General features: G+C 29.8%; 16 protein-coding genes. 4 read left to right on the forward strand and 12 right to left on the reverse strand.

The window, feature by feature from the left end:
- Positions 1–47: 47 nt before the first annotated feature.
- Complete coding sequence (locus ACP7AT_RS07805) at positions 48–1,283, forward strand: RsmB/NOP family class I SAM-dependent RNA methyltransferase (protein ID WP_426063780.1); 1,236 nt, start codon at positions 48–50, stop codon at positions 1,281–1,283.
- A 365-nt stretch (positions 1,284–1,648) separates the two neighbouring features.
- Here ACP7AT_RS07805 and ACP7AT_RS07810 read toward each other — a convergent pair whose 3' ends face one another.
- From ACP7AT_RS07810 to ytxJ, 11 genes are all read right to left on the reverse strand, one after another.
- A complete protein-coding gene (locus ACP7AT_RS07810) occupies positions 1,649–2,743 on the reverse strand; it encodes a DUF1972 domain-containing protein (RefSeq protein ID WP_426063781.1) in 1,095 nt (364 codons plus the stop codon).
- Complete coding sequence (locus ACP7AT_RS07815; protein WP_426063782.1) at positions 2,740–3,861, reverse strand: glycosyltransferase family 4 protein; 1,122 nt, start codon at positions 3,859–3,861, stop codon at positions 2,740–2,742. Before ACP7AT_RS07815 ends, ACP7AT_RS07810 begins: the two co-directional genes overlap by 4 nt.
- A gap of 39 nt (positions 3,862–3,900) precedes the next feature.
- On the reverse strand, positions 3,901–4,821 hold the full coding sequence (locus ACP7AT_RS07820) for a glycosyltransferase (protein ID WP_426063783.1): 921 nt from the start codon (positions 4,819–4,821) through the stop codon (positions 3,901–3,903).
- Between the two features lie 350 nt (positions 4,822–5,171).
- Positions 5,172–6,347: a glycosyltransferase family 4 protein gene (locus ACP7AT_RS07825; RefSeq protein WP_426063784.1), complete on the reverse strand. Its 1,176-nt coding sequence runs from the start codon at positions 6,345–6,347 to the stop codon at positions 5,172–5,174.
- 14 nt (positions 6,348–6,361) lie between these two features.
- Positions 6,362–7,636 carry a hypothetical protein gene (locus ACP7AT_RS07830; RefSeq protein ID WP_426063785.1) on the reverse strand — a complete coding sequence of 425 codons (1,275 nt, stop codon included), beginning with the start codon at positions 7,634–7,636 and terminating at the stop codon, positions 6,362–6,364.
- A gap of 3 nt (positions 7,637–7,639) precedes the next feature.
- The gene (locus ACP7AT_RS07835) at positions 7,640–8,920 is read right to left on the reverse strand and encodes an oligosaccharide flippase family protein (protein ID WP_426063786.1); all 1,281 of its coding nucleotides are present in this window, start codon (positions 8,918–8,920) and stop codon (positions 7,640–7,642) included.
- Between the two features lie 721 nt (positions 8,921–9,641).
- Positions 9,642–11,972 carry a GumC family protein gene (locus ACP7AT_RS07840; protein ID WP_426063787.1) on the reverse strand — a complete coding sequence of 777 codons (2,331 nt, stop codon included), beginning with the start codon at positions 11,970–11,972 and terminating at the stop codon, positions 9,642–9,644.
- Between the two features lie 45 nt (positions 11,973–12,017).
- Positions 12,018–12,773, reverse strand: a complete 756-nt coding sequence (locus ACP7AT_RS07845) for a polysaccharide biosynthesis/export family protein (RefSeq protein ID WP_426063788.1) — start codon at positions 12,771–12,773, stop codon at positions 12,018–12,020.
- A 44-nt stretch (positions 12,774–12,817) separates the two neighbouring features.
- Positions 12,818–13,966, reverse strand: a complete 1,149-nt coding sequence (locus tag ACP7AT_RS07850; protein WP_426063789.1) for an MraY family glycosyltransferase — start codon at positions 13,964–13,966, stop codon at positions 12,818–12,820.
- A gap of 1,263 nt (positions 13,967–15,229) precedes the next feature.
- Complete coding sequence (locus ACP7AT_RS07855; RefSeq protein WP_426063790.1) at positions 15,230–15,904, reverse strand: hypothetical protein; 675 nt, start codon at positions 15,902–15,904, stop codon at positions 15,230–15,232.
- 56 nt (positions 15,905–15,960) lie between these two features.
- Positions 15,961–16,350, reverse strand: coding sequence for a bacillithiol system redox-active protein YtxJ (gene ytxJ, locus ACP7AT_RS07860; RefSeq protein WP_426063791.1), 390 nt, complete (start codon positions 16,348–16,350; stop codon positions 15,961–15,963).
- A gap of 145 nt (positions 16,351–16,495) precedes the next feature.
- On the opposite strand from ytxJ, the gene clpB reads away from it, so the two are divergent.
- Positions 16,496–19,102, forward strand: a complete 2,607-nt coding sequence (gene clpB / locus ACP7AT_RS07865; protein WP_426063792.1) for an ATP-dependent chaperone ClpB — start codon at positions 16,496–16,498, stop codon at positions 19,100–19,102.
- A gap of 359 nt (positions 19,103–19,461) precedes the next feature.
- A complete protein-coding gene (locus ACP7AT_RS07870; RefSeq protein WP_426063793.1) occupies positions 19,462–20,331 on the forward strand; it encodes a DUF808 domain-containing protein in 870 nt (289 codons plus the stop codon).
- A gap of 84 nt (positions 20,332–20,415) precedes the next feature.
- Here ACP7AT_RS07870 and ACP7AT_RS07875 read toward each other — a convergent pair whose 3' ends face one another.
- Positions 20,416–20,922 carry a DUF2911 domain-containing protein gene (locus ACP7AT_RS07875; protein ID WP_426063794.1) on the reverse strand — a complete coding sequence of 169 codons (507 nt, stop codon included), beginning with the start codon at positions 20,920–20,922 and terminating at the stop codon, positions 20,416–20,418.
- Between the two features lie 184 nt (positions 20,923–21,106).
- Between ACP7AT_RS07875 and ACP7AT_RS07880 the strand changes: the two genes are divergently transcribed.
- Positions 21,107–23,023, forward strand: a complete 1,917-nt coding sequence (locus tag ACP7AT_RS07880; protein ID WP_426063795.1) for a DUF294 nucleotidyltransferase-like domain-containing protein — start codon at positions 21,107–21,109, stop codon at positions 23,021–23,023.
- The last annotated feature ends 2 nt before the right edge of the window (positions 23,024–23,025 follow it).

Below are 23,025 nucleotides of genomic sequence, written 5' to 3' on the forward strand. Positions count from 1 at the left end.
ATAACATTCGATCAATTAATAGTACCTTTGCACCTCAATTATTTAAAATGAGATTACACAGAAATTTAGTTTACACAACAATAGACGCCTTGAATGCCATTTTTAACGAAGGCGAATATGCGGATAAAGTAGTGGCAAGATCCTTAAAAAAAGACAAACGTTGGGGAAGTTCTGACAGAAAGTTTGTTGCCGAAACCATCTACGAAATTGTACGTTGGAAAAGATTATACGCAGAAATAGCCGAAGTAAAAGAGCCATTTGACCGAGAAAATCTTTGGAGAATGTTTTCTGTTTGGGCAGTATTAAGAGGTTATCCTATTCCGGATTGGCGTCAACTGGAAGGAACTCCAGAACGAAAAATAAAAGGGCGTTTTGACGAACTTTCAAAAGTAAGAGCTTTAAAAGAATCTATTCCGGACTGGATGGATGAATTAGGCGTAAAAGAATTAGGCGAGAAAGTTTGGGCTACCGAAATCACAGCTCAAAACCAACCAGCTAAAGTAATCTTGAGGGTAAATACTCTTAAGACAACAAGAGAAGCGTTGCGTGCTATTTTGATGGATTTGAACATTGAAACAGAAACGCTGAAAAATCAGCCTGACGCTTTAGTGCTGAAAGAAAGAGCTAATGTTTTCTTGACTGATGCATTCAAACAAGGTTTTTTTGAAGTTCAGGATGCCAACTCACAATTAGTTGCTGCTTTCCTTGATGTAAAACCAGGAATGCGTGTAGTTGATACCTGCGCTGGCGCCGGAGGGAAAACGCTTCACATTGCTTCTTTAATGGAAAACAAAGGACAGTTAATCGCTATGGATCTGTATGAAAGCAAATTAAAGCAATTAAAAATCAGAGCCAAAAGAGACGGTGCTTTCAATATTGAATACCGTATTATTGACTCGACAAAAATCATAAAAAAATTACATGAAAAAGCAGACCGTGTTTTGATTGACGCACCATGTAGCGGTTTAGGAGTTTTGAAAAGAAATCCCGACGCTAAATGGAAATTGAAACCGGAATTCATTGACAACATCCGTAAAGTACAATCGGAAGTTTTAGAAAGTTATTCTAAAATTGTAAAACCGGGAGGGAAATTAGTGTACGCTACTTGTTCTATTTTACCATCCGAGAATCAAGATCAAATTGCTCGTTTTTTGACTACAGATATTGGTAAACATTTCAATTTTATAAAAGACCAAAAAATCTTGGCTTCAGAGTCAGGTTTCGATGGATTTTACATGGCTCTTTTAGAACGCAAAGATGAAGTCAAAAAGGTTCAATTGTAAGAAGAAACTAAAATATAAACATATTACTAAGAGTACAGAAGCTGTCCCATAAAGACAGCTTTTTATTATTACAAACATTGTCTTAATTCGAAATCCTTTTTACATTTAATTTATTTTTTTATTTTAAAATTTTCTACCGCTTTTATTTTGATTTTTTGATTTCAAAAATATGGCGCTATTTTATTTATTTTAAAAATATTGACCTAGGATTAGATAACTTTAGCTAGTAACCTTTTGATTTCTAAAACACTGTTTTTCGATAACCACTATTTTTGTTGATTTTTTGATACGAATTTGCTCATTTTTATCACATATGGCAAACTAAACTAATCTTTCTGTCTTAACATAGATTTCTGATACTAAAATTATTTTGAATTTTGTAGGAATAGATTAGCATAATCGGCTGTAATGGCTTCCCAAGTGTAAATTTTATTAGCCACATTTTTCATATCCTTAGCAACCACATTTAACTCTTCTTGATTAATTTTTGATAATATTTTTAACAATTCATTTTTATTTCCAAAATACTTGGCTTTGTTAGCTGTAGTTTCCACATTATAATTTACACTATAAGCTATAATTGGCAACTCTAAATACATAGCTTCCACTAATGAAGGATTAGTTCCTCCTGCACTATGGCCATGTACATATACATAACAATTACTTCTAATTTGGTTTAATATATTTTGATCATAAATGGGCTCTAATAAATGGATATTTTCAAAATTATTGAATTTCAATTTCATTTCTTTACCATAATTACTGTTGTTCCAATTCCCAATAACAACAATATTTAAACTTGGATGTTCTGAAAAGGAATGCAATATTAAATAGATGTTATTTTCTGGTTCTATTCTACAAACTTTAAATGCGTATTTTTTAGCCAAGAAAGGATATTGAGATACAACAATGGAACTTAACGCTTCTTTCTTTGTGTGATTAGCACCATATGCAATTAACTCACTATTGATATTATAAACGTATTTTACATACTCTTGGATTACTTTGTTGTCTGCAACAACATTATCGGCGTAAGTTACTGCTATTTTTTCAGAATATTTTAAAAACATTTTAGCTACCCTCCCCCATTTTGCACGTTTCCACTCTAACCCATCGATGTTAACAATAATTAATTTATTAGATATCAATTTAATAAATGGCAAAACAATACAACCCGAAACTCCCAATATTAACAGTACATCGGCATAAAATACGGCGTTAAAAATGGAAATTATATCGTACAAAATACTTTGAACACCATTTGCATTTAATGGAATGTATTTTAAATTGGCATTATTATACCTTTTTAACTTTTTAGAATAAAAAACACCACTACAATAAACAGTAACATCAAATGAATTGGTTAAGTGCTTCGTTAAATATTCAGTAAGAGTTTCAAAGCCACCATATTTAGCAGGAAGACCAACAACACCGATAATGGCTATTTTTTTTTGTATCATACTGAAATTACTTTTTCAAGCATTATTTTAGCGCTTTCTTCCCAAGAATATTTTCCTTTAATAGTTGATTGTATTGCACTTAAATCTATATTTTTTATGTTTTTTGTCATTTGATTAATGATTTTAGCGAATTCGTCGTAATTATTTGGATCAAAAAAATAGGGTTTAAAAAAATCAAAATCAGCCATTGCGGTAGTATTAGAGCAAATAACAGGTGTACACAATGCTCCCGCTTCTAGTGGAGGGATACCAAATCCTTCAGCTTTAGAAGGATAGACAAAAAATTCTGCTGCATTTAAAAAATTCTTCAAATCTAAATCACTAACTTTCTCAAACCAGAAAATAGATTTTTTAATTTCTTTTTTTAAACTACTTATATTGTCAAAAAGTCCACTGTGCAATGTATTGTCTCCAATTAATACGAGAGCAAAACCTTTTTTCCAAAGTTTTTCCTTCACAAAAGCTGTAACTAATAAATTTTGATTTTTTCTCGGTTCTATACGGCTTACATATAAAATAAAATTTTGGACGGCATATCGATCATTGATGTATAATTTTGACACATCTTTTGAGCTTTTAAAATGAAAGTAATCATCTGAAACAGCATTTGGGGTAATTATTATTTTATTTGCTTTAATATTAAATTGTTTGGCAATTTTTTGTTTGGAATAATCTGAGACCGTTAGTAAATAGTCACAGCGTTTAGCACTTAAAAAAAATAATATGTTACGTTGTAATCGATAGAAAAAAGAAAAATCATTAAAAAAATCATTAAAAAGAATATCATGAATTGTAACGATATACTTGCAGTTTCTATTTTTAAAAAAAGGAATAACATACTGAAAATGAGCATGTGTGCAACCTAATTCATTGATTATTTTAGGTATTTCAATAAAAATCCTATTAAAACTTCTTGTCGAAGAATACTGAATGTATTTTACATTCGGATGATTTCCAAAATATTCCTTAATATTTTCAATTTTATTTGCACCAAAATACAAGGTAATAGTAGGGTTTAAAAATAAAATCTTTAAATACAATTCTTTAACATATGTCAATGTACCTTGAAATTCCCCGTCAAATATATGTGCATCAACAAAAATTTTATAGTTTTTCATACATATACTGATTTTAAAAAATTTACTACCGGCATTCTGTTACTTCTTTACACTCAAATATATCTTTATTTTTCTGACAAAATAACTTTCAATTTTCCATACTTCAAATAAAGATTTTAATAAAAAGATTTTTGAGTTGCTCGACTTAAGATATGCTTTATGAAAATAGATTTTACTTTTGAAAGCGTATTTGTGCATTTTAATAAAACTCAAATGATTTGAAATAGTTTGTGAGGATAAATGATTATAATTTAAGTTATACAAAAGGTAATTGTTAAGTCCCAATCTTTTAACTTTGATACCTATAATAGATTCTTCCATATACAAAAAAGTATTTTCATCTAACAACCCCATATCAAAAAACACTTTTTTAACACCCATGAAAAAAGAGCCCGCCAAACAATCTACAGGCTTGGTTTTTGAAAGATGGTCAGTATTATAGATTTGCCTCCCTCTGAAGAAGTCTTCATCACGAAAAAAAAAATCTAATATGAATAGTGAGCCTTTTAAATCATCTATAAATCTTGGGATTTTCCATGCTGACATCTTTGATATCTTTCCATTATCATGCATTAAAGGAGCGATAAAAGCCGGTTTATTTAATTTTTTATATTGTTCAGCCATTTTGAATAATAATAATGTGTCTTTTATCATAATATCATTATTGCTAATTACAATGAAATCTATGTTCTTTTTTTCTAAATGATGTAAACCAAAATTATTGCCATATGCATAACCTCCATTTTTTTCGCTAAGAATTACTTCAATATTTTTAATTTCTAGATACGTATCTTTTAATATATCATATGATTTATTGGATGAGCAATTATCAACTATTAGAATATTTAAATCTATTTTTTCTTGTTTTTGCAAGTACTTAACGCAGTTAATAGTATCTAAATAAGATTCAAAATTCAAGACTATTACATCAATAGACGTTAATTTATTTACTTTTTTCATCAAATAGTGTTTTGCTTTAGAAACTGTTTTTAGAGCACCAAATATCAACTTGTTAAGTGTAGTAGTTCAAAACATTAGTTCAAGTTTTTTTTGTGGAGTGAAGTAAAACACCAATTTGATTAAGAACCGTTTTAAATGAAATATTTCTTGTTGTATTGACAATTTTTTTTCCAAGGGTTCGGGAGAAAATTACTAAAATTGACTAAAATTTATTATTAAAAAAAATTACAACCAACGGATTAAATTAATTTAACGTAGCTCTAGCAATAAAGAAATTTTAGCTTTAATTAGTTATAAAAGAAAATTCTATAAATTAAAAACAATATAATTATCAGTTAAATGCTAAACTCCTAATTACTTTCGCTCTTGTAATTTGGAAGTTTTGTCATTTTAAGTATTTCTCTCATTTTCTGTCCCCAAATGTCCCAATTTAATTCGTTTTCAAATTTCTTGCGGGCGTTTAAAGATAAATTACTTAATTGGACTCGATCATCTAAAAGCGATTGAATAGTAGCCGCATAATCATGTGAAGTAGCTGTAAACGGCAAAGTATAACCATTTACACCACTTTCAATAATTGAACTAACTCCACCGGTATCTGTAGTTATAACCGGTATTCCAAAAGCATTAGCTTCGCAAAACACTATAGGAGTGCAATCAGCACGGGTAGGAACAAATAGAAGATGTGTATTGTATAAAATATTTAATAAAATATCATATTCTTCACATTTGTTTTTATCAAGAAATGGCACTATTTTAATTTTATCATCATTTTGTAATAAAACAGGAATACAACCACAAATTGTTAAAGTTATATCATATCCTCTATTAATTAAAAGATTGAATGTTTCTATTACAATTTCTCCACCTTTTCTTTGCCAATCTACTCCTAAAAAAAGAAAATTTATGGTACTATCGAATTGTTTGTTTAAACTTGCTTTTTGCGGTGTAAAATCTAGATTGGCTCCAAATTGCACTGTAAATACAGAACTTTTATCAACTTTATAATTATTAATTACATATTCAGCTGCCCAAGTGGAAGAATAAACATGAGTGACGGACTTTATAAGTGCGTATTTTTCAATTAAATTACCCTCTTTATAAGAAAAATAGGAAATATTTGAAAAATAATCATAATAATTGTTTAATTGTCCAAAAGAGCTATCTGACAAATAACATATTGGTATCGATGTGTCCAAATGAGCTATTTCCGTCGATGCTACTGGAGCAAAAATTACATCAATTTTTTTATTTTTGAGTTTTTTTTTTATTTGAGAAGCATAAAATTTACTTAGTACCAAACTGTGCGATCTATCATATTTTTTTAAAAAAAACATCTGATTTATAAAAGTGTTTATTAAAAGCAGTGATTTTATTATTAAATTGTACTTTACTGGCGCAATTAAATAAACTTCATCGACTTCTTTCAATAAGGATTCATACATCTTAAAATGGGTTCCGGACCAACTTCTTTTATCTTTTGGATTTTTTGCGGTTAGATATCCAACTGTAATTTTTTCTTTCATATTGTTGGTTACAATTAATTTAACTTTATAATTTTTCCTCTGAATGTTTTCATTTTAAGTGTAGCGCCAATTACAATTAGTAGCAGCATAGGCGTTGTTGTTGTAAAAATTCCATGAACTACAAAAGTTAGAAGTAAGACTGTAAATACAGCTGCCTGTAAAAGCATTGTCGTTAATTTTTCTAGCTTACTAAAACTTAGTACAGGAACTTTCAAGGCCACTTTTAATAGTTTAAATAAAAAAAGAAAGAAAAAAAATAACCCAAGTAATCCGGTTTTTAATAATACTGTAATAAAACCATTATGGAACATAGGTAAAACATCTAATGAATCCATTTCACCATTAAAAATCCAATTCGGAGTATAAACGACAGTACCGAAGCCCTGGCCAACTAATATCTCAATAAAATTACCTTCACTGAATTTTGTTAACCCTAAAAATGCTTCATATCCGCGCCAGTTTTGACTTATTTCAAATGATGTTTCATAATCCTGAACAAGAATTTCATTGAAAGAATGATTTATTTTTGATTGAAATGTATCTTCTTCAATTGCACTGGATTCAACTTTTATGAAAAAGCTTCCAAAAATAATTACTACTACTACAAACACTGTTAGCCAGTAGATTTTTAAAATATAAAAAGCTTTGTTTATTAAAGGAATTAAAATCATTACCAATAATAAAAAATAATCTGTTCTCGAAAATGATATCGCAACTGAGAACAGAGAAATACCCATTATCAGCCATTCTTGAAAATTTTTAAATATTTTAAATTTACATATTCTTGCGTAAAACAATATTGTAAATGCTAACAATGCTGTTGCATTTGATAAGCTATACTCATATCTTGTTTCAAGACCTAGTTGGGTCAATAATGCTGGATTTAAAACTAACTCTACAAATTTATAAACAGTTATAACAAGCGAACTTAGTACAACAATTCGTATTAGCTCTCTAAAATCAATTATGTTTTTAGACATGTAAAACCCGATAATTATAAATATTGGAGCTTGAATAAAGTACATTATATCTCTAGAAAAATAATACAAATCATATTCCGCTAAATGGACTATCCCAACTAAAAATCCTGTAAAAATAATCATCTTTAAAAAAAAAATATTTTTTAATCCAAGAGAGGTATTTACTGATCTATTAAGTTCAAGATGAATTAATAAAGGAATTGATAAAAAAACTACAGCTTGGTCCCAAGCTGTTTGGGAAAGAACCAATAGCAGGGCAGTATACCAGAAAGTCAGATCTTTTTTATTAGATTTTAGAAATCTTTTCATGATTTATTTATAAAATGAAAATACTTTTATATTGTTTCTTTGAATAACTATTGCGGCATAAATTGTTATGGTAAACTCGCAAATTAATAAAGATATAGCTGCCCCAACAGTAGATAGTTTGAATACAAAAAGTAAAATTCCTAAGACAAACAAATTTAAAATTGCACCCGTCATGTAGATTCTAGAAAAATATTTATCCATTTTAAAAGGTAACAATACAACGTTAAATAGTATTGATGCAGTGGGCAGTATTATTATAAGTGGAGATAAAATTCTAAAAATTAATATTGAATGGTTTACATTTTGACTAAACAACAAATGAAATATTGGCTCTGCAAAAATGAATCCGATTATCCAAATAAAAATTGAAATTAAAATCGTAAAATTTAAAATTCTCCGCAAAAAAACTACAGTTTCTTCGAATGAGTTTTTTGCCAATTGAATAACATGTGGATAAATTGTTTGAGTAAAGGGAGAAAATATGGCTACAATTATTCTCAAAGCTTTTTCTGCGATTGCATAATAACCAACCATAGTTGTATTAGTTACCAATCCTAAAACAACTGTAGTTGTTGTTGTGTATAAATTAGTAGAAATTGTAGAAATAAAAATATAATATCCTTCTCTAAGATGTCTCCAGACATTTATACTTTTTTGGATTTTAAACGGAATTTTAAAATTTACATTTATTATAATCATTGAAATAATACCAACAAAAATATATCCTCCAGAATTTAATACTGGGACTAATAAATAATCACTTGGAGATTTTACAAATACAAATATCGAAATAGTAAAAATAGCTTTTGAACTTACAGACAGAATTGTGATGTATTTCATCTTTTCCATTCCTTGAAAAAACCACGTCGGAAATAACATTGTTCCTATGACCATACCAAAGGTTAAAAAATACAACTCCCAGTGAATTGAAAATTTTTCAAAACTAAAAACTATAATTGCCATTACAACAAAACAGATTATTACTAATACAAAACGAGCTGTCATAATTGAATTATAGGCTGTCGTTAATTCTTCGGTGTTATTCTTGGTTAATGATATTTCTCTGGTTCCGGAAAAATTAAATCCATATTCCGAGATGATAGAAAAATAGCTAATAAGTGCTTGTGCAAAGATAACAAGTCCGTAAATTTCTATTCCAAGAGTTCTAACCATATAGGGAAATGTAATTAATGGTAATATTAAATTAGCAGCATGTAAAAATGATAATGATATAAAATTAGAATATAATTTTTTGTTTTCCGCTCTCTTAAATTTTTTTATCATTATCTAATGTCTTTAATTTTCAATTCAAAAAAGAAGATTTCTTAACTAAAGTTTTTTGGTAAAATCACTTGATTTTTTAAACTTAAATTATAGTTGAACAATACTTTAAAGAAATTATTTAATTTTTTAAAAGACGATGAAACTTATTTTAATTAAAAACTTAAAATGCGTGATGTATATTATTAAGTTCGCTGGATGATTGAAATTGAATACTATTATAATTTAAACAAACATAACAAATCCAACCATCGCTATTAATAAAAGTGCAATAGCTATAATAAATATAATACCAAATTTGTTTTTAGAAAAAATCATCTAGATTAGCTATTTAAGAATAAAATATTTTAAAAAAAATTTAATTCACAAACAAATCTTTTTACAGCTCCGCTGTAGAAAGTTACATAAATGAACAGTCCACGTTTAATAAAAATTATGATTTATTCCTTTTTTTTAGTAGTAATAAAAAGTGATTAACGCTATTAATTCATTTGAAAAAAGAATCAAATCAATTATAAAAAACACTTTGTCAATCATTTAAAAGTAAGATTACTAACTTATGAATCACAAAAAGTTAAAAAAATAAATCTTAATTTTAACTAATCAAAATAATTCGAAAAATTTATGATTTTGATTTGTAATGATTTCAGTAAATTTATCAGTTTGACTTTGAAAGGCCAATAAGCAACAATACTATTGAAATGTTTTGATTTCCCTTATCGAATTATCCTACTATGATCCTTTTCCACCAGTTTTTTTTTGGAATAGATCTACCGTACCCATAACTTTGCCCATACCCGTAGCCTCGTTTTAAATCAACACCATTTATAAGAATCGCCATATTAGGCAATCGCTTTTCATTGAACATTTTTTTTGGAATTTCTAAAAGCCTCTTGTCTAAATTATTAAGTCTAATTACATACAAGCATAAATCAGCATAATGACTTAACAATAGCGAGTCAGTAACCATTTTTACAGGAGCTGTATCTACAACAACGTAATCATAATTATCTTTTGCGTAATCGAAAATTTCATCAAAACGACCGTTCATTATTAGCTCAGATGGATTAGGAGGTACTGTCCCTGAATTTATAATGTCAAAGTTTCCTTCTAAAGAACGTTCAATCACATCCGAAACTTTTAGAAAATTATCCATTAAAAAATTGGACAATCCATTTCCTATATTTTGATTAATATATTCATTACTATTTGCTTTTCTAATATCTCCACCTATTAACAATACTTTTTTATTAGAAAGGGCAATTACCGATGCTAGATTTAATGTGGTAAAAGTTTTACCTTCTCCAACAATTGTCGACATAATAAATATTATTTTTGCGCGACCTTTTATTTTAGAAAGCATAAAATTAATATTGGTTCGCAACATCCTGAAAGATTCAGAAATATTCTCTTTATCAGTGTCGTGAATTACGATTTTACTACCTCTAATCGTTTTAGGGATTTCTCCAATTATTGGTGCTTTTATGATACTTTCAATGTCTTTTATAGATTGGACTTTATTATCAAAAAAATATATAATATACAAAGTTGTAAATGGTATTAATAAACCTAATGACAGCGCTGTGATGATTACAAGAATTAATTTTGGACTTGTAGGTCTATTGCTCCCATCTGCAAAATCAATTATTTTTGCTTTAGGTGCAGTTACTGCTAGTGAGATAGCATTTTCTTCTCTTTTTTGTAACAGAAACAAATATAAGGTTTCAATAATTTGCTGTTGACGTTGAAATTCTTTAAATTGTCGTTCTTGTTTTGGCGCCGAATAAATTCTTGAAAATACTTTATCTTCCTCTTTTTTAGTATTATTTAAAGCGATATTCAGAGATGCTTTTAAATTTTGCAAACCATGTGATATTCCGGTTCTCAATTGTTTCAGTTGCTCATCCAAATTTATAATAACAGGGTTCTTTTTGCTTGAACTCTTTAAAATCCGATTGCGTTCTATTAATAATTCATTGTATCTAGCACTATTTGTACTAACCGCATCATCTGATAGCCCTATATTTGACGGTATAATTTGTTCAGTGTTTTTGTTAACATAATCTGTAACATACTCAGCAACTCTTACCTGAGTATTTAAATCAACAATCTTTTTTTCTAATTCTGCATTGTTTTGTAGTATTAGTGAAGATTCAGAGTCAATGTCGGTTAATTGATTATTTTTTTTAAAATTTTCCACTCCCTGATCTACATTTGACAATTCATTTTTAATAAGATCCAGACGTTCATTTATAAATAAATTTGTGCTTTTACCGATAAATAATTTATCATCCACGGCATCTTTGTTATATTGTTGTACTAAATTATTTAAAATATCTTGTGACTTTAATTTAACAGGTGCTTTTAAAATTAATTGAATTAAACTAGACTTTTTATACATTGTTTTAACTTCAATATTTGTTCTTAAGTCTTCAATAATATTTTTTATGGGAACGACCTTAACTACTATTTCTTCATTTTTTTTTAAGTTTTTTAATTCAGCTGGTATAATAGTAATATTTCCAAAATCTGTTTGCACATTTTCACCAAATAAATAGACTTTACTAACTGTACCCCTACTGTTTTTGAGAACAAATTTTGCAGGTGTTAAAGCAAGAATGGAAAAAGTAGTGTCTTTACTATACACTAAGGAATCTTTCAATAAAAAATTAATTATGAAAGGAATTTCATTTTTGTATAATTCTTTATTGGAAATCATTCCCTTTTCATAAAAAGTAATGTTTGTACCTAATTTTTTTACTACACTTTCCATCAAACTAAACGATTTTAGCATCCCAATTTCATTATCGATAGATGTTTTACCAAGAGTGGTCAGTCCTAAGTCTTCAAAAGCTGAAAGTTCAGAAGGCAACCCCTTACTGTTTTCATCGTTAATTAAAATTGTTGAAGTAACAGTATATTGTTTAGGGATAAATTTTAAATATGCGTATGCGCCTAAACTAAAAATAAATATGCTAATTAAAAACCATTTCCAATTGTAGGCATACTTTTCAAATTTTTCTCGATAATTAATGGGTTCTTCGTCTTCAAACATATAATTGGAGGGGTTCTCATTTTGCATAATTTAGATTTTAAAGTTTTAGCGAGTAAGAATGGCTATTATTGAAATTAATGATGAAATTGATGAAAGTATTATACCTGCATTAGCGCCAACAGCTGATGAGTTTAACTTTGTTTTATTAGGTTCTACATAAATCACATCATTTTGCGCTAAATAAAAATAAGGAGAACTAAAGATTTTTTTATCCGTTAAATCTAGTTTGATAATAGCTCTTTTTCCTGCCTGCTCTCTTATTAACATTACATTTTTTCTCTTACCGTGTATGGTTAGATCACCGGCTAAGCTAATGGCTTCTATTATGGTAACTCGCTCGTTTGGTATTAAATAAGTACCTGGAGTTTTTACTTCACCTAAAACAGCTACTTTAAAATTTATTAATCGAATGTTTACAATAGGTTTTGCAAGATATTCTGCTAAAGTCACAGTTAATTTTTTTGTCAATAATTTTGTAGTAATTCCTTCTACTTTAACAGCTCCAATAACTGGAAAATTAATTTCACCTTCATTATCAACGATATAAGTTAAGGGTTCTGGATCCGCTGCACTAATCGATTCATATAAATTAAAAGGAACTGCTGCTCCTTTATCAATTGCTGATACGTTGATGCTTAAAATATCACCTATTTGAATTTTAGGCTCAAAAATTTCATAATTTTCAAAAGTTAAATCATTCCCATTGTCTTGAAAATACACCATTTTTTTAGAAGAAACACAGCTGGTGAAAATTACAGTTAACCATACTAGCAATAAGTATTTAATATTTTTATTTTTCATATAATTGTTGTTTAAATTTTATTTTTATACGGAGATAATATTTTTCATAATTCACTTTTTTCATTTTTATTTAAAAGAAAATAATTGAATTTACTTATGAAAATTTCACCTACACTATACATTGTTAATTCTTTTAATAGGCTGAAGAAAAGTAACATGATAACATATAAAAATATTAAAAAAACAGACATTTGAAAACTATCTAAAAATGATGAAAGCCATAAAGTAATTATAATAATTACATAGTTTAGAAATCCTAAAGTCATTGCAACTTTAAAATGTGACAGACCTGAATCAATTAAAATATGATGAATATGATTTCTATCTGCCTTAAAGGGACTTTTTCCTTCCATCATTCTTAATCCAATCACCCTAAACATATCAAATAAAGGCATGAATAGTACCGCAAATACAATTACTAATTTATTTTCAGCTTTAAACGTAAAATTGCTTAACAATGAAGTATCCATAGAAAGAAATTTTAATGTACAAAATCCTATAAAAAATCCTATCAGCAACGAACCTGTATCACCCATGAAAATTTTCTGTGTCGTCGAAAAATTATAATATAAATAAGCCAGTAACATTCCTATAACACTCAAACTAATTAAAAAATAAAAGTGTAAATCAGAGGCGTAAAAAATTAAAGAAAACACACTAAAGATTACAATTGCGATTGTGGAAGCTAAACCATCTATTCCATCGATAAAATTAAATGCATTAATAATCGTCAATAAAATAAAAATAATTCCACAATATTCTAATATTTCAGGTAATTCATATATTCCTAAAAATCCATTCAAAGTTTTCACATGCATACTATTTGATGCTAATAAAAAAATGATAGCTATGGTTTCCATTGTTAATTTGTCCCGTGGAGATGTCACTACCAAGTCGTCTTTTAAACCTATTATAAATACTATTGTTATCGCTGCAATTAGATTATTGCCAATATTTTCAATATCAAAATGTTTAATAAAAAAAAGTGAAATCATAATTGTAAAATAAAAGGCTACACCTGCCATAGTGGGTGTTGGACAAAAATGAGAGCTACGATTATTGGGTTGATCGTTTAAATTCCGAACTTTTATTATCCGATGTATATTTGGTATAATAACATACACTAATAAAAACGAAATTATAACTATCATTATACTTAACACTGATAAATTAGACATGATTTCTTGTAACATCTTTTTTATTTTTTTATTATTATAAAATATTTTATTCAATGAAATAATTTCTTTTTCTATCTGCTTTTGATAATTAATTCCTGTCTACTTTTACTTTTTTTATTTTTAAGAAAATATTTATTTATGATAAAAAAATTAATTAACCTGAATCTAAGACATTTTTAAAATTTCAAATGACTAATTTTTTTATTAGGAATATTATCAGTCTGAATTTCTTACATGATAAAAAATTATTTATTAGTATTAAAAATGTTATGGGTAATAATTATTTTTCTTATTTACAAATGGGGTTACAATTTTGATCTAAATCTAAATATAATTATTGGTTTCAAATAATTTTAACTATCAATAACCAATATATTCGATAAAAGGTAATATTGTCTTAAAAACATGATAAACAGCATATTACAGTTCATTATTTTTATAATTAAAACTTTAAATATTACGATTTCAATTTTGAATTTTGATCTTAAAAGTTGTTACAATATAAAAAAAACGAATAATGAAGTATCATTGAAAAAATGAAAAGACTTAAATCCAAAATGAATAACGCGGTTACTAAAAAGCCGATACCATTTGGAAATCTAAAATTTTTTACCGAATGGAAGAGGAAATAGTAAAGATTTCTTGTGACTATTTAGTTTACAAAAAAGGAATGAAAACGAATTTCCGAAAGATTTAGAGATAAATTTTAATAGCATATCAAACAAAAGAAAAATCAGATTTTTTTGAATTAATTTGCTTTAGATGCAATAAAATTAAAGCGTTGCGGTACAAAATTACTCTAATCATAAACAGCCATCAAAGTTGTTACAGCAGAGATTTTTAAGTACTGGAAATAGGATTATTTTTAGCAATTCAAAACCGGAAAGCGTGTTTGGATATTGCTGTTTTTGTGATAAAAGTTGTTGAGATAAAAGAGTATATCTTGGGAAATAAAATACGATTATTTGTCAACTGTAAATTTCTTTAACGAAATGGTGGTTGCAGAAGTGCTTTTTAGAGATGCCTAAAAAGCGGTTACTTAACATTTGGAAAATGGGACATTTCAATCTCGAAAAGAAATCAAGCACATTTATGAAGAAAGCAATAATAATTTGTGCTTGGATCCCATGAAAAAGAAAATAAACGATTCTTATTAAGAATAAAAAAACCTCGTTTAATATTTTTAAACGAGGTTCTTTTTTAAATACTTAAAAAATAAATTCAGAAACAAAACTGTATCTCCCACTTTCATAAAAAACTAAATATTTATAAATTAGTTTAAAATTTTAATTTTCCAGTTTTTAAATATATCGCTGAGTTTTTAATCGAACTGATAATTGCATCTGTAAGGGCTTTCTCAAATGCAAAAAACATAACGCTACCATTTCCTTTTGATATAAAATCCAATACTTTTTTTCGTGACTTTACATCATAAATCTGAAAATGAGATTTAATAATACAACTTTCACTTTGAGTACCTGCAGTCATACCCATACCTCCGGACATAGCCATACCCATACCAGGATTTCCTTGTATACTGTTTGTAATTTCGTGATCATAAATTCTTATCAAGTAATCAGCGCTAGTATTTGTAAATAATGAATCTACTTTCTTTTGTTGATCTTGGGTAACAATCACTTGATCATTTGAAATAAATTCAAATGATTTATCATACTTTATATCACCAAATATATTTTCTTGTTTCAATGTAACAGCACATAAACTATCATACTGTTTCACAAAATCCTTTTTTTGTTTGTACTCTTTATTAAATGTTTTGGAAAATTCACTAATTAATACTGTGTCATCACCAAAAAGTACCGCAGTTTTGTTGGGACCAAAAACAAATTTTGAATCCTTATAATTTGAATTTTCACTAATACGAACTACTTCGCATGAAACTAATAATTGACCAACTACTATTCCGGCGATCAGCCATTTACTTACCTCCATTTTATCATTAAATTAATTAATAACTTGTTAAATTTTAAAATTTCCTTGAGTTTTTTTTAAACTTTTCTCCCCAACTCTTCCGCATCAATATCACTATGAGAAACATTATAAATGGCTTTTCCTTCTTTGATTAAAATCAATTGGGGAGATTGATGATGTACTCCAAAACGAGTTGCAATTTCATTAGAAATATCGCGATGTGCTATTAAATCTAAAAAATAAGGCGTAACTTTATCTGAGCTATTAAACTCATTTTCAAATTGTTTCAGCGCCATCCTACTTATACTGCATCGCGTACTGTGTTTAAAAATAGCCACCGGTTTTTCATTCGAAATGATGGTAATTTCATTGAGTTGTGCCAAATCAGTTAGTTGGTTCCAGATGATTTTGTTTTCATTTGAATTTGCATCGTTTGAACTATTAAAAATATTTTTAAAAAAACTCATAATTTTATTGTTTTAAGACATTTTGACTTTTATACATGATATAAATCATGAAATTTCTGTCAATTTGTCGGTACTATTGTATTGGAATATAAATTGAATAAAGATTTACAAAGTTAGTCAAATTACCACAAAACACTCTCTCATCATGAACATAAATAAATTCACAATCAAATCTCAGGAAGCCATTCAGCTTTCGCAACAATTAGCGCAAACTAATGGACAACAACAAATAGAAAACGAACATATTTTTAAGGCTATTTTTGAAGTCGATGAAAATGTGGCGCCTTTTCTGCTTAAAAAACTCAATGTAAATGTGAGTTTATTGGAACAAATAATAGACAGCACGATACGAAGTTTCCCAACCGTTTCAGGTGGCGAAATTATGCTTTCCAGAACCGCAAACTCAACACTAAACGAAGCCGAAATTATTGCCAAAAAAATGAATGATGAATTCGTTTCTGTAGAGCACTTAATTTTAGCCATATTTGGTTCCAAAAGTAAAGTTGCACAAATCCTAAAAGACCAGGGCGTAACTGAAAAAGGACTAAAAGCCGCTATCGATGAATTGCGAAGAGGTGAACGAGTGACTTCGGCATCGGCTGAGGAAACCTACAATTCTTTAAATAAATACGCTAAAAATCTTAATGAATTGGCACGCGCAGGTAAACTCGATCCAGTTATCGGTCGTGATGAGGAAATTCGTAGGGTATTACAAATATTAACGCGCAGAACCAAAAACAATCCAATGCTCGTGGGAGAACCCGGAGTGGGGAAAACTGCCATCGCCGAGGGATTAGCACACCGAATTGTAGATGGTGATGTTCCAGACAATTTAAAAGATAAAATTGTATATTCCCTTGATATGGGAGCCTTGATAGCAGGCGCGAAATACAAAGGTGAATTTGAAGAGCGTTTAAAATCCGTAGTGAAAGAAGTGACTTCTGCTGAAGGAGATATTGTTTTATTTATTGACGAAATTCACACACTCGTTGGTGCCGGTGGTGGCGAAGGAGCCATGGATGCGGCAAATATCTTGAAACCGGCGTTGGCTCGTGGAGAACTTCGCGCCATTGGAGCTACAACTTTAGACGAATATCAAAAATATTTTGAAAAGGACAAAGCACTCGAAAGACGTTTCCAAAAAATAATGGTCGAAGAACCGGATACTGAAAGTGCAATTTCTATTTTACGAGGTATTAAAGAAAAATATGAAACACACCATAAGGTTCAGATAAAAGATGAAGCCATTATTGCTGCAGTCGAATTGTCTCAACGCTATATTACCAATCGTTTTCTTCCCGACAAAGCCATTGATTTAATGGACGAGGCAGCTTCAAAAATACGCATGGAAATCAATTCAAAACCTGAAGAACTAGATGTATTGGATCGAAAAGTAATGCAGTTGGAAATAGAAATTGAGGCAATTAAAAGAGAAAAAGATGAAAGTAAACTCAAAGTTTTAGGAATGGACTTGGCGAATCTAAAAGAAGAAAGAAACGAGATTTACGCCAAATGGAAATCAGAGAAAGATGTGGTGGATAACATTCAATCGGTAAAAACGGAAATTGAAGATTTCAAATACGAAGCGGAACGTGCCGAACGTGATGGAGATTATGGAAAAGTAGCCGAAATTCGTTATGGAAAAATAAAAGAAGCCCAGGAACGATTGGATGTATTTCAGAAACAATTAGCCGAGGACCAAACTGGAGGAACATCATTGATAAAAGAAGAAGTTACCCGCGAAGACATTGCCGAAGTCGTAGCAAAATGGACCGGAATTCCAGTGATGAAAATGCTTCAGGGAGAAAGAGAAAAATTATTGAAACTGGAAGATGAATTGCATCACAGGGTAGTTGGTCAGGAAGAAGCGATAGAAGCCGTGAGTGATGCCGTGCGCAGAAGCCGCGCCGGATTGCAGGACATGAAAAAACCAGTTGGAACTTTTCTATTTCTCGGAACTACAGGAGTTGGTAAGACAGAATTGGCAAAAGCTTTAGCAGAATACTTGTTTGACGATGAAAATGCGATGACTAGAATTGACATGAGCGAATATCAGGAGCGCCACAGTGTAAGCCGTTTAGTTGGTGCGCCTCCAGGATATGTAGGTTATGAAGAAGGCGGACAATTGACCGAAGCAGTTCGTAGAAAACCGTATTCTGTGATATTATTGGATGAAATTGAAAAAGCGCATCCAGATACTTTCAACATTTTGTTACAAGTCCTTGATGAAGGACGTTTGACAGATAACAAAGGACGTCTAGCCGATTTTAAAAATACGATTATCATCATGACTTCTAATATGGGAAGCCAAATAATTCAAGAAAAATTTGAAAATTTAAAAGGAGGCGTCGAAGCTGCGACCGAGGCTGCAAAAGTGGAAGTTCTCGGACTATTAAAACAAACCGTTCGCCCGGAATTCATTAATCGGATAGATGAAATTGTAATGTTTACGCCATTGACTAATGAAAATATTACCAAAATCGTAGGTTTACAACTAAAAAGCGTGACTAAAATGTTAGCGCTGCAAGGCATCACTATGGATGCTACTCCAGAGGCTATCGCCTATTTGTCCGAAAAAGGATATGATCCTCAATTTGGAGCCAGACCAGTGAAACGCGTGATTCAAAGAGACGTTTTGAACCAATTATCCAAAGAAATTCTAGCCGGAAAAATCACAACCGATAGCATTATTTTGCTGGATGCTTTTAATGGACAATTAGTTTTTAGAAATCAACCCGAATTAGTTTCTTAATCGGAATAATTTCAAAAAATGAAAAACATCAGTCGAAAGGCTGCTGTTTTTTTATGCCGTATAGTTTTTTAGGAGCAGAACACTTATTGCTTTTCAATACGAGTTGTCCCGCTGTCCGCAGTATCTTTTTTTAAACGCAACCCTTCCAGAATTCAAAACTCAATAAGGATAAGAAGCGTTTAAAAAAAGGATACTTACTTCCATCAGGGCTATACCAGAAATTTATGTCTCTCAAGCCCATTTTATAATTTGAGTAAATCAAAAAAGTATTAAATTCGCATTATTAAATAAACAAAACGCGCAGATTAAATTTTGGGACAGCAATTCCAAAATCAACTCAGTTTCTAAAAACAATCAAAATGGCATCAGGTTTTTTCGCACTATTAGATGATATCGCAGCAATCATGGATGATGTTGCAGTAATGAGTAAACTTGCAGCCAAGAAAACAGCTGGCATTTTAGGTGATGATTTAGCCGTAAATGCCGAGAAAGCTTCTGGATTTATATCATCAAGAGAACTTCCCGTATTGTGGGCCATTGCAAAAGGTTCCTTTATAAACAAAGTAATTATTTTACCTATCGCTTTTTTGCTAAGTGCCTTTTTGCCCATAGCCGTCGTTATCATCTTAGTGCTTGGCGGACTATATTTAGCCTACGAAGGCGCCGAAAAAATATTTGAATACTTCTTTCCTCATGAGCATTCCAAACATGAAATTTCATTGGAACCGTTGACTGAAGAACAGATTTTAGCTTTTGAAAAAGATAAAATAAAATCAGCCATAGTAACTGATTTTATTTTGTCTGTAGAAATCGTAATCATTGCGCTAGGCACCGTAATTGGAAAACCTATTTCATCACAAATAATAGTTGTTACCATCATCGCGATCATAGCCACCGTTGGAGTTTACGGCATTGTTGCGCTAATAGTCCGCATGGATGAGGTAGGTTTAAAACTGATGCAACTGAGTTCTAAAGAAAAAAGTTTCTCAAAAACTTTAGGAAATATTCTGGTACAAGCCTTGCCAAAAGTCATCAAAAGTTTGTCCGTAATAGGAACTATCGCTTTATTATTAGTGGCTGGTGGTATATTTGTACATAATATCGATTTTTTACATGGCGTATTACCCCAATTACCTTCCATTGTAACCGAATTTATAGTGGGACTTGTAATAGGAGGACTTGTTTTGGCAACTGTAAACCTCTTCAAAAAAATAATAGGCAAAAAGTAAGCATCCCAAAATAGGAATTTGAATAAAACAAAAACAGCATCACCGACTGGTGATGCTGTTTAATGATATAAATAAAAATGAATTTTATTTTACAGAAATTGGAATTATCCAATTATCCCAACTTAAAGAAATAGAATTATTATTTATTGAATAAATTAATTTTTCAGCTTTTGACTTCGCGACTTTTTGTTTAACTGTTAATCGAAGTTGATCTTCTTTTTCTTTGTATTTATAAGCTCCCCATTGTTTCGATTCTTTATTAAAGATAATAGTGCATTGCTTATCATTTGGAATTATAAAAAAAGAATATTTTCCTGCTGGTAATTTTGATCCTTCAACAGTTAATTCTTTGTCGGTTTCAAAAGTTGTTGCATCATTTGCACCGGCACGCCAAACTTGATTGAATGGAACTAATTTACCCCAAATTTCTCTGGCTCTAACAGATGGACTGCCGTAATTGATAGTGATAGTCGCTCCATTTATTTTTCCTGAAGCCACTTCCTTTGTACTCGTTGGTTTCTCTTGAGCATTTATTGTATTTGTAATCAAAAATGCAACAAGTAAAAGATGTATTTTATTAAGTAATCTCATAATTTAAAAAGATTTAGTTTATTTCATAAAATTAAAATAAGTTCGATCAACTTAGTATATTTACTCTTAATTTTAAGAAAAAATTATGAACTTAATAATTAAATTGTTTTAGCATTACAATGACAGTATTATAATTTATTATTTTATTATTTTTACAAACAATACATTATTTATTTGACCAACCATGAATACAATTGCTGAACATATCGCTGATTTTTTAAAGGAATATCCGCCATTTAATCACTTGACTTTTGGAGAGTTATCTGAAATAGCCATGAGCATTCGCGTTGTAAATTTAGAAAAACATAAAACATTATTCCAAATCAATGATGTCTTACATGACAGTTTCTACGTTGTAGCCTCAGGGGTTATCAATTTATCCATTATCGCAGATGCTGAAGAAACACTTTTGAATAAATGTACTGAAGGAGACATCTTTGGTTTACGTCCGTTTTTTGCCAAAAACAACTACATGATGACGGCCAAAGCCAGAGAAGAAAGTATTGTTTATGCCATTCCCATAGCCAAATTTCGTCCTTTCGTAGCTGATAATTCGGAAGTTTTAAATTTCTTATTGGAAAGTTTTGCCGTAAACACGCGGAATCCAAAAGACAAAGAAAATTTAATTGGAAAGTTGATTTCCGATAATGTTTTTTATTCGGATCAGCATTCAGAAATGCAATATTTTCAATCTTTGTCCTATAATATTTCACCATTAAAAACGACGATTACAGCAATTGTACAAGAAGCTGCTCAATTAATGACAGAAACATTAAAAAATAATATTGTCATTTGTGAAAATAATCTGCCTATCGGAATTGTAACCGATAGTGATATGCGTTCTAAAATTGCCACTGGCAGATATCCCGTCACTGTTACTGTCGATAAAATAATGTCTTCTCCTGTCATTACTGTCGTGGAGAACGTCTCCCTGGCCGAAGCTCAATTACTAATGCTAAAACATAATGTAACTCATTTATGTGTAACAGAAGATGGAACCGATAAATCGGACTTAAGAGGTATCATTTCTGAACATGATTTGATCGTTGCTCAAGCTAACAATCCCGGTGTTTTAATCAAAGAGGTTAAGCGTTCGCAAAATCCAAAAGAATTAAAACAAATACGAGAACGTTTAACAGATTTGGTTCAAACATCAATTTCTAAAAACATACCGCTTTCTCATGTTTTCAATATTGCCAGTGAAATAAATTTAGCAATTATTAAACGTTCTGTAGAGTTGTCGATTTTAGATTTAGGTTCTCCTCCTGCGCGTTTTGCTTGGCTAAGTATTGGAAGTCAAGGAAGAAAAGAGCAATTATTATTAACGGATCAGGATAGTATTTTAATTTTTGAAGATGTATCTGCAGATAAATATCGTGAGGTAAAAGATTATTTCCTTAAACTAGGAAAAAGAATAACTTCTACACTCGAAAAAATTGGTTATGAGTTATGTCCAAACGGACACATGGGAAGCAATATGCTTTGGTGTAAGTCATTGACTGATTGGACGAAACAATATGACAGCTGGATGAATACTCCCGGTGAGAACAGCAATGATTTAAGCAGTATTTTCTTTGATTACGAAATCACATTCGGAGAACAAAGAATCGAAGATGCCATAGGAAATGTTGTTTTTAAAAATGCCAAAAACAATACTTTGTTCTTTGACTTTTTAGGAAATGATGCTTTGAGAAAGAATTCTTCATTGACATTTTTCAAAAATTTTATTGTTGAAGAAGAAGGAGTTAATAAAGATAAATTTGACATAAAAACACGTGCGTTGATGCCTTTGATTGATGGTGCTCGTCTATTCACCTTAAGTTTTGATATTCGAGGAATCAATAACACTTTTCAACGATTCAAACAACTGTCGATTACCGATCCAAAACATGCGGAAATTTATCTTAGTTGTGCTGAAGCCTTTTTAATTTTATCTAAATTCCGAGCCTTAGAAGGTTTAAAAAATGACAATTCAGGTCAATTTATAAATTTGAATGAATTATCAAAAATTGACAAGGAAAAATTAAAAAATGCTCTAGCTCCCATGAGAGAATTGGAAGAATTAATAAAAAATAAATTTCAACTTACTCAATTTTCATAATT

The sequence above is a fragment of the Flavobacterium sp. DSP2-3-1 genome, from assembly GCF_049896865.1.
Classification (GTDB): Bacteria; Bacteroidota; Bacteroidia; order Flavobacteriales; family Flavobacteriaceae; genus Flavobacterium.

Bases quoted from the DNA above. Each gene is read 5' to 3' on its own strand.
- ACP7AT_RS07850 (WP_426063789.1), bottom strand. From the start codon at position 13,966: ATGTTACAAGAAATCATGTCTAATTTATCAGTGTTAAGTATAATGATA.
- ACP7AT_RS07870 (WP_426063793.1), top strand. From the start codon at position 19,462: ATGGCATCAGGTTTTTTCGCACTATTAGATGATATCGCAGCAATCATG.
- ACP7AT_RS07845 (WP_426063788.1), bottom strand. From the start codon at position 12,773: ATGAAAAATAAAAATATTAAATACTTATTGCTAGTATGGTTAACTGTA.
- ACP7AT_RS07815 (WP_426063782.1), bottom strand. From the start codon at position 3,861: ATGAAAAACTATAAAATTTTTGTTGATGCACATATATTTGACGGGGAA.
- ACP7AT_RS07830 (WP_426063785.1), bottom strand. From the start codon at position 7,636: ATGAAAAGATTTCTAAAATCTAATAAAAAAGATCTGACTTTCTGGTAT.
- ACP7AT_RS07855 (WP_426063790.1), bottom strand. From the start codon at position 15,904: ATGGAGGTAAGTAAATGGCTGATCGCCGGAATAGTAGTTGGTCAATTA.
- ACP7AT_RS07835 (WP_426063786.1), bottom strand. From the start codon at position 8,920: ATGATAAAAAAATTTAAGAGAGCGGAAAACAAAAAATTATATTCTAAT.
- ACP7AT_RS07875 (WP_426063794.1), bottom strand. From the start codon at position 20,922: ATGAGATTACTTAATAAAATACATCTTTTACTTGTTGCATTTTTGATT.
- ACP7AT_RS07825 (WP_426063784.1), bottom strand. From the start codon at position 6,347: ATGAAAGAAAAAATTACAGTTGGATATCTAACCGCAAAAAATCCAAAA.
- ACP7AT_RS07805 (WP_426063780.1), top strand. From the start codon at position 48: ATGAGATTACACAGAAATTTAGTTTACACAACAATAGACGCCTTGAAT.
- ytxJ (WP_426063791.1), bottom strand. From the start codon at position 16,350: ATGAGTTTTTTTAAAAATATTTTTAATAGTTCAAACGATGCAAATTCA.
- ACP7AT_RS07880 (WP_426063795.1), top strand. From the start codon at position 21,107: ATGAATACAATTGCTGAACATATCGCTGATTTTTTAAAGGAATATCCG.
- ACP7AT_RS07810 (WP_426063781.1), bottom strand. From the start codon at position 2,743: ATGATACAAAAAAAAATAGCCATTATCGGTGTTGTTGGTCTTCCTGCT.
- ACP7AT_RS07840 (WP_426063787.1), bottom strand. From the start codon at position 11,972: ATGTTTGAAGACGAAGAACCCATTAATTATCGAGAAAAATTTGAAAAG.
- ACP7AT_RS07820 (WP_426063783.1), bottom strand. From the start codon at position 4,821: ATGAAAAAAGTAAATAAATTAACGTCTATTGATGTAATAGTCTTGAAT.
- clpB (WP_426063792.1), top strand. From the start codon at position 16,496: ATGAACATAAATAAATTCACAATCAAATCTCAGGAAGCCATTCAGCTT.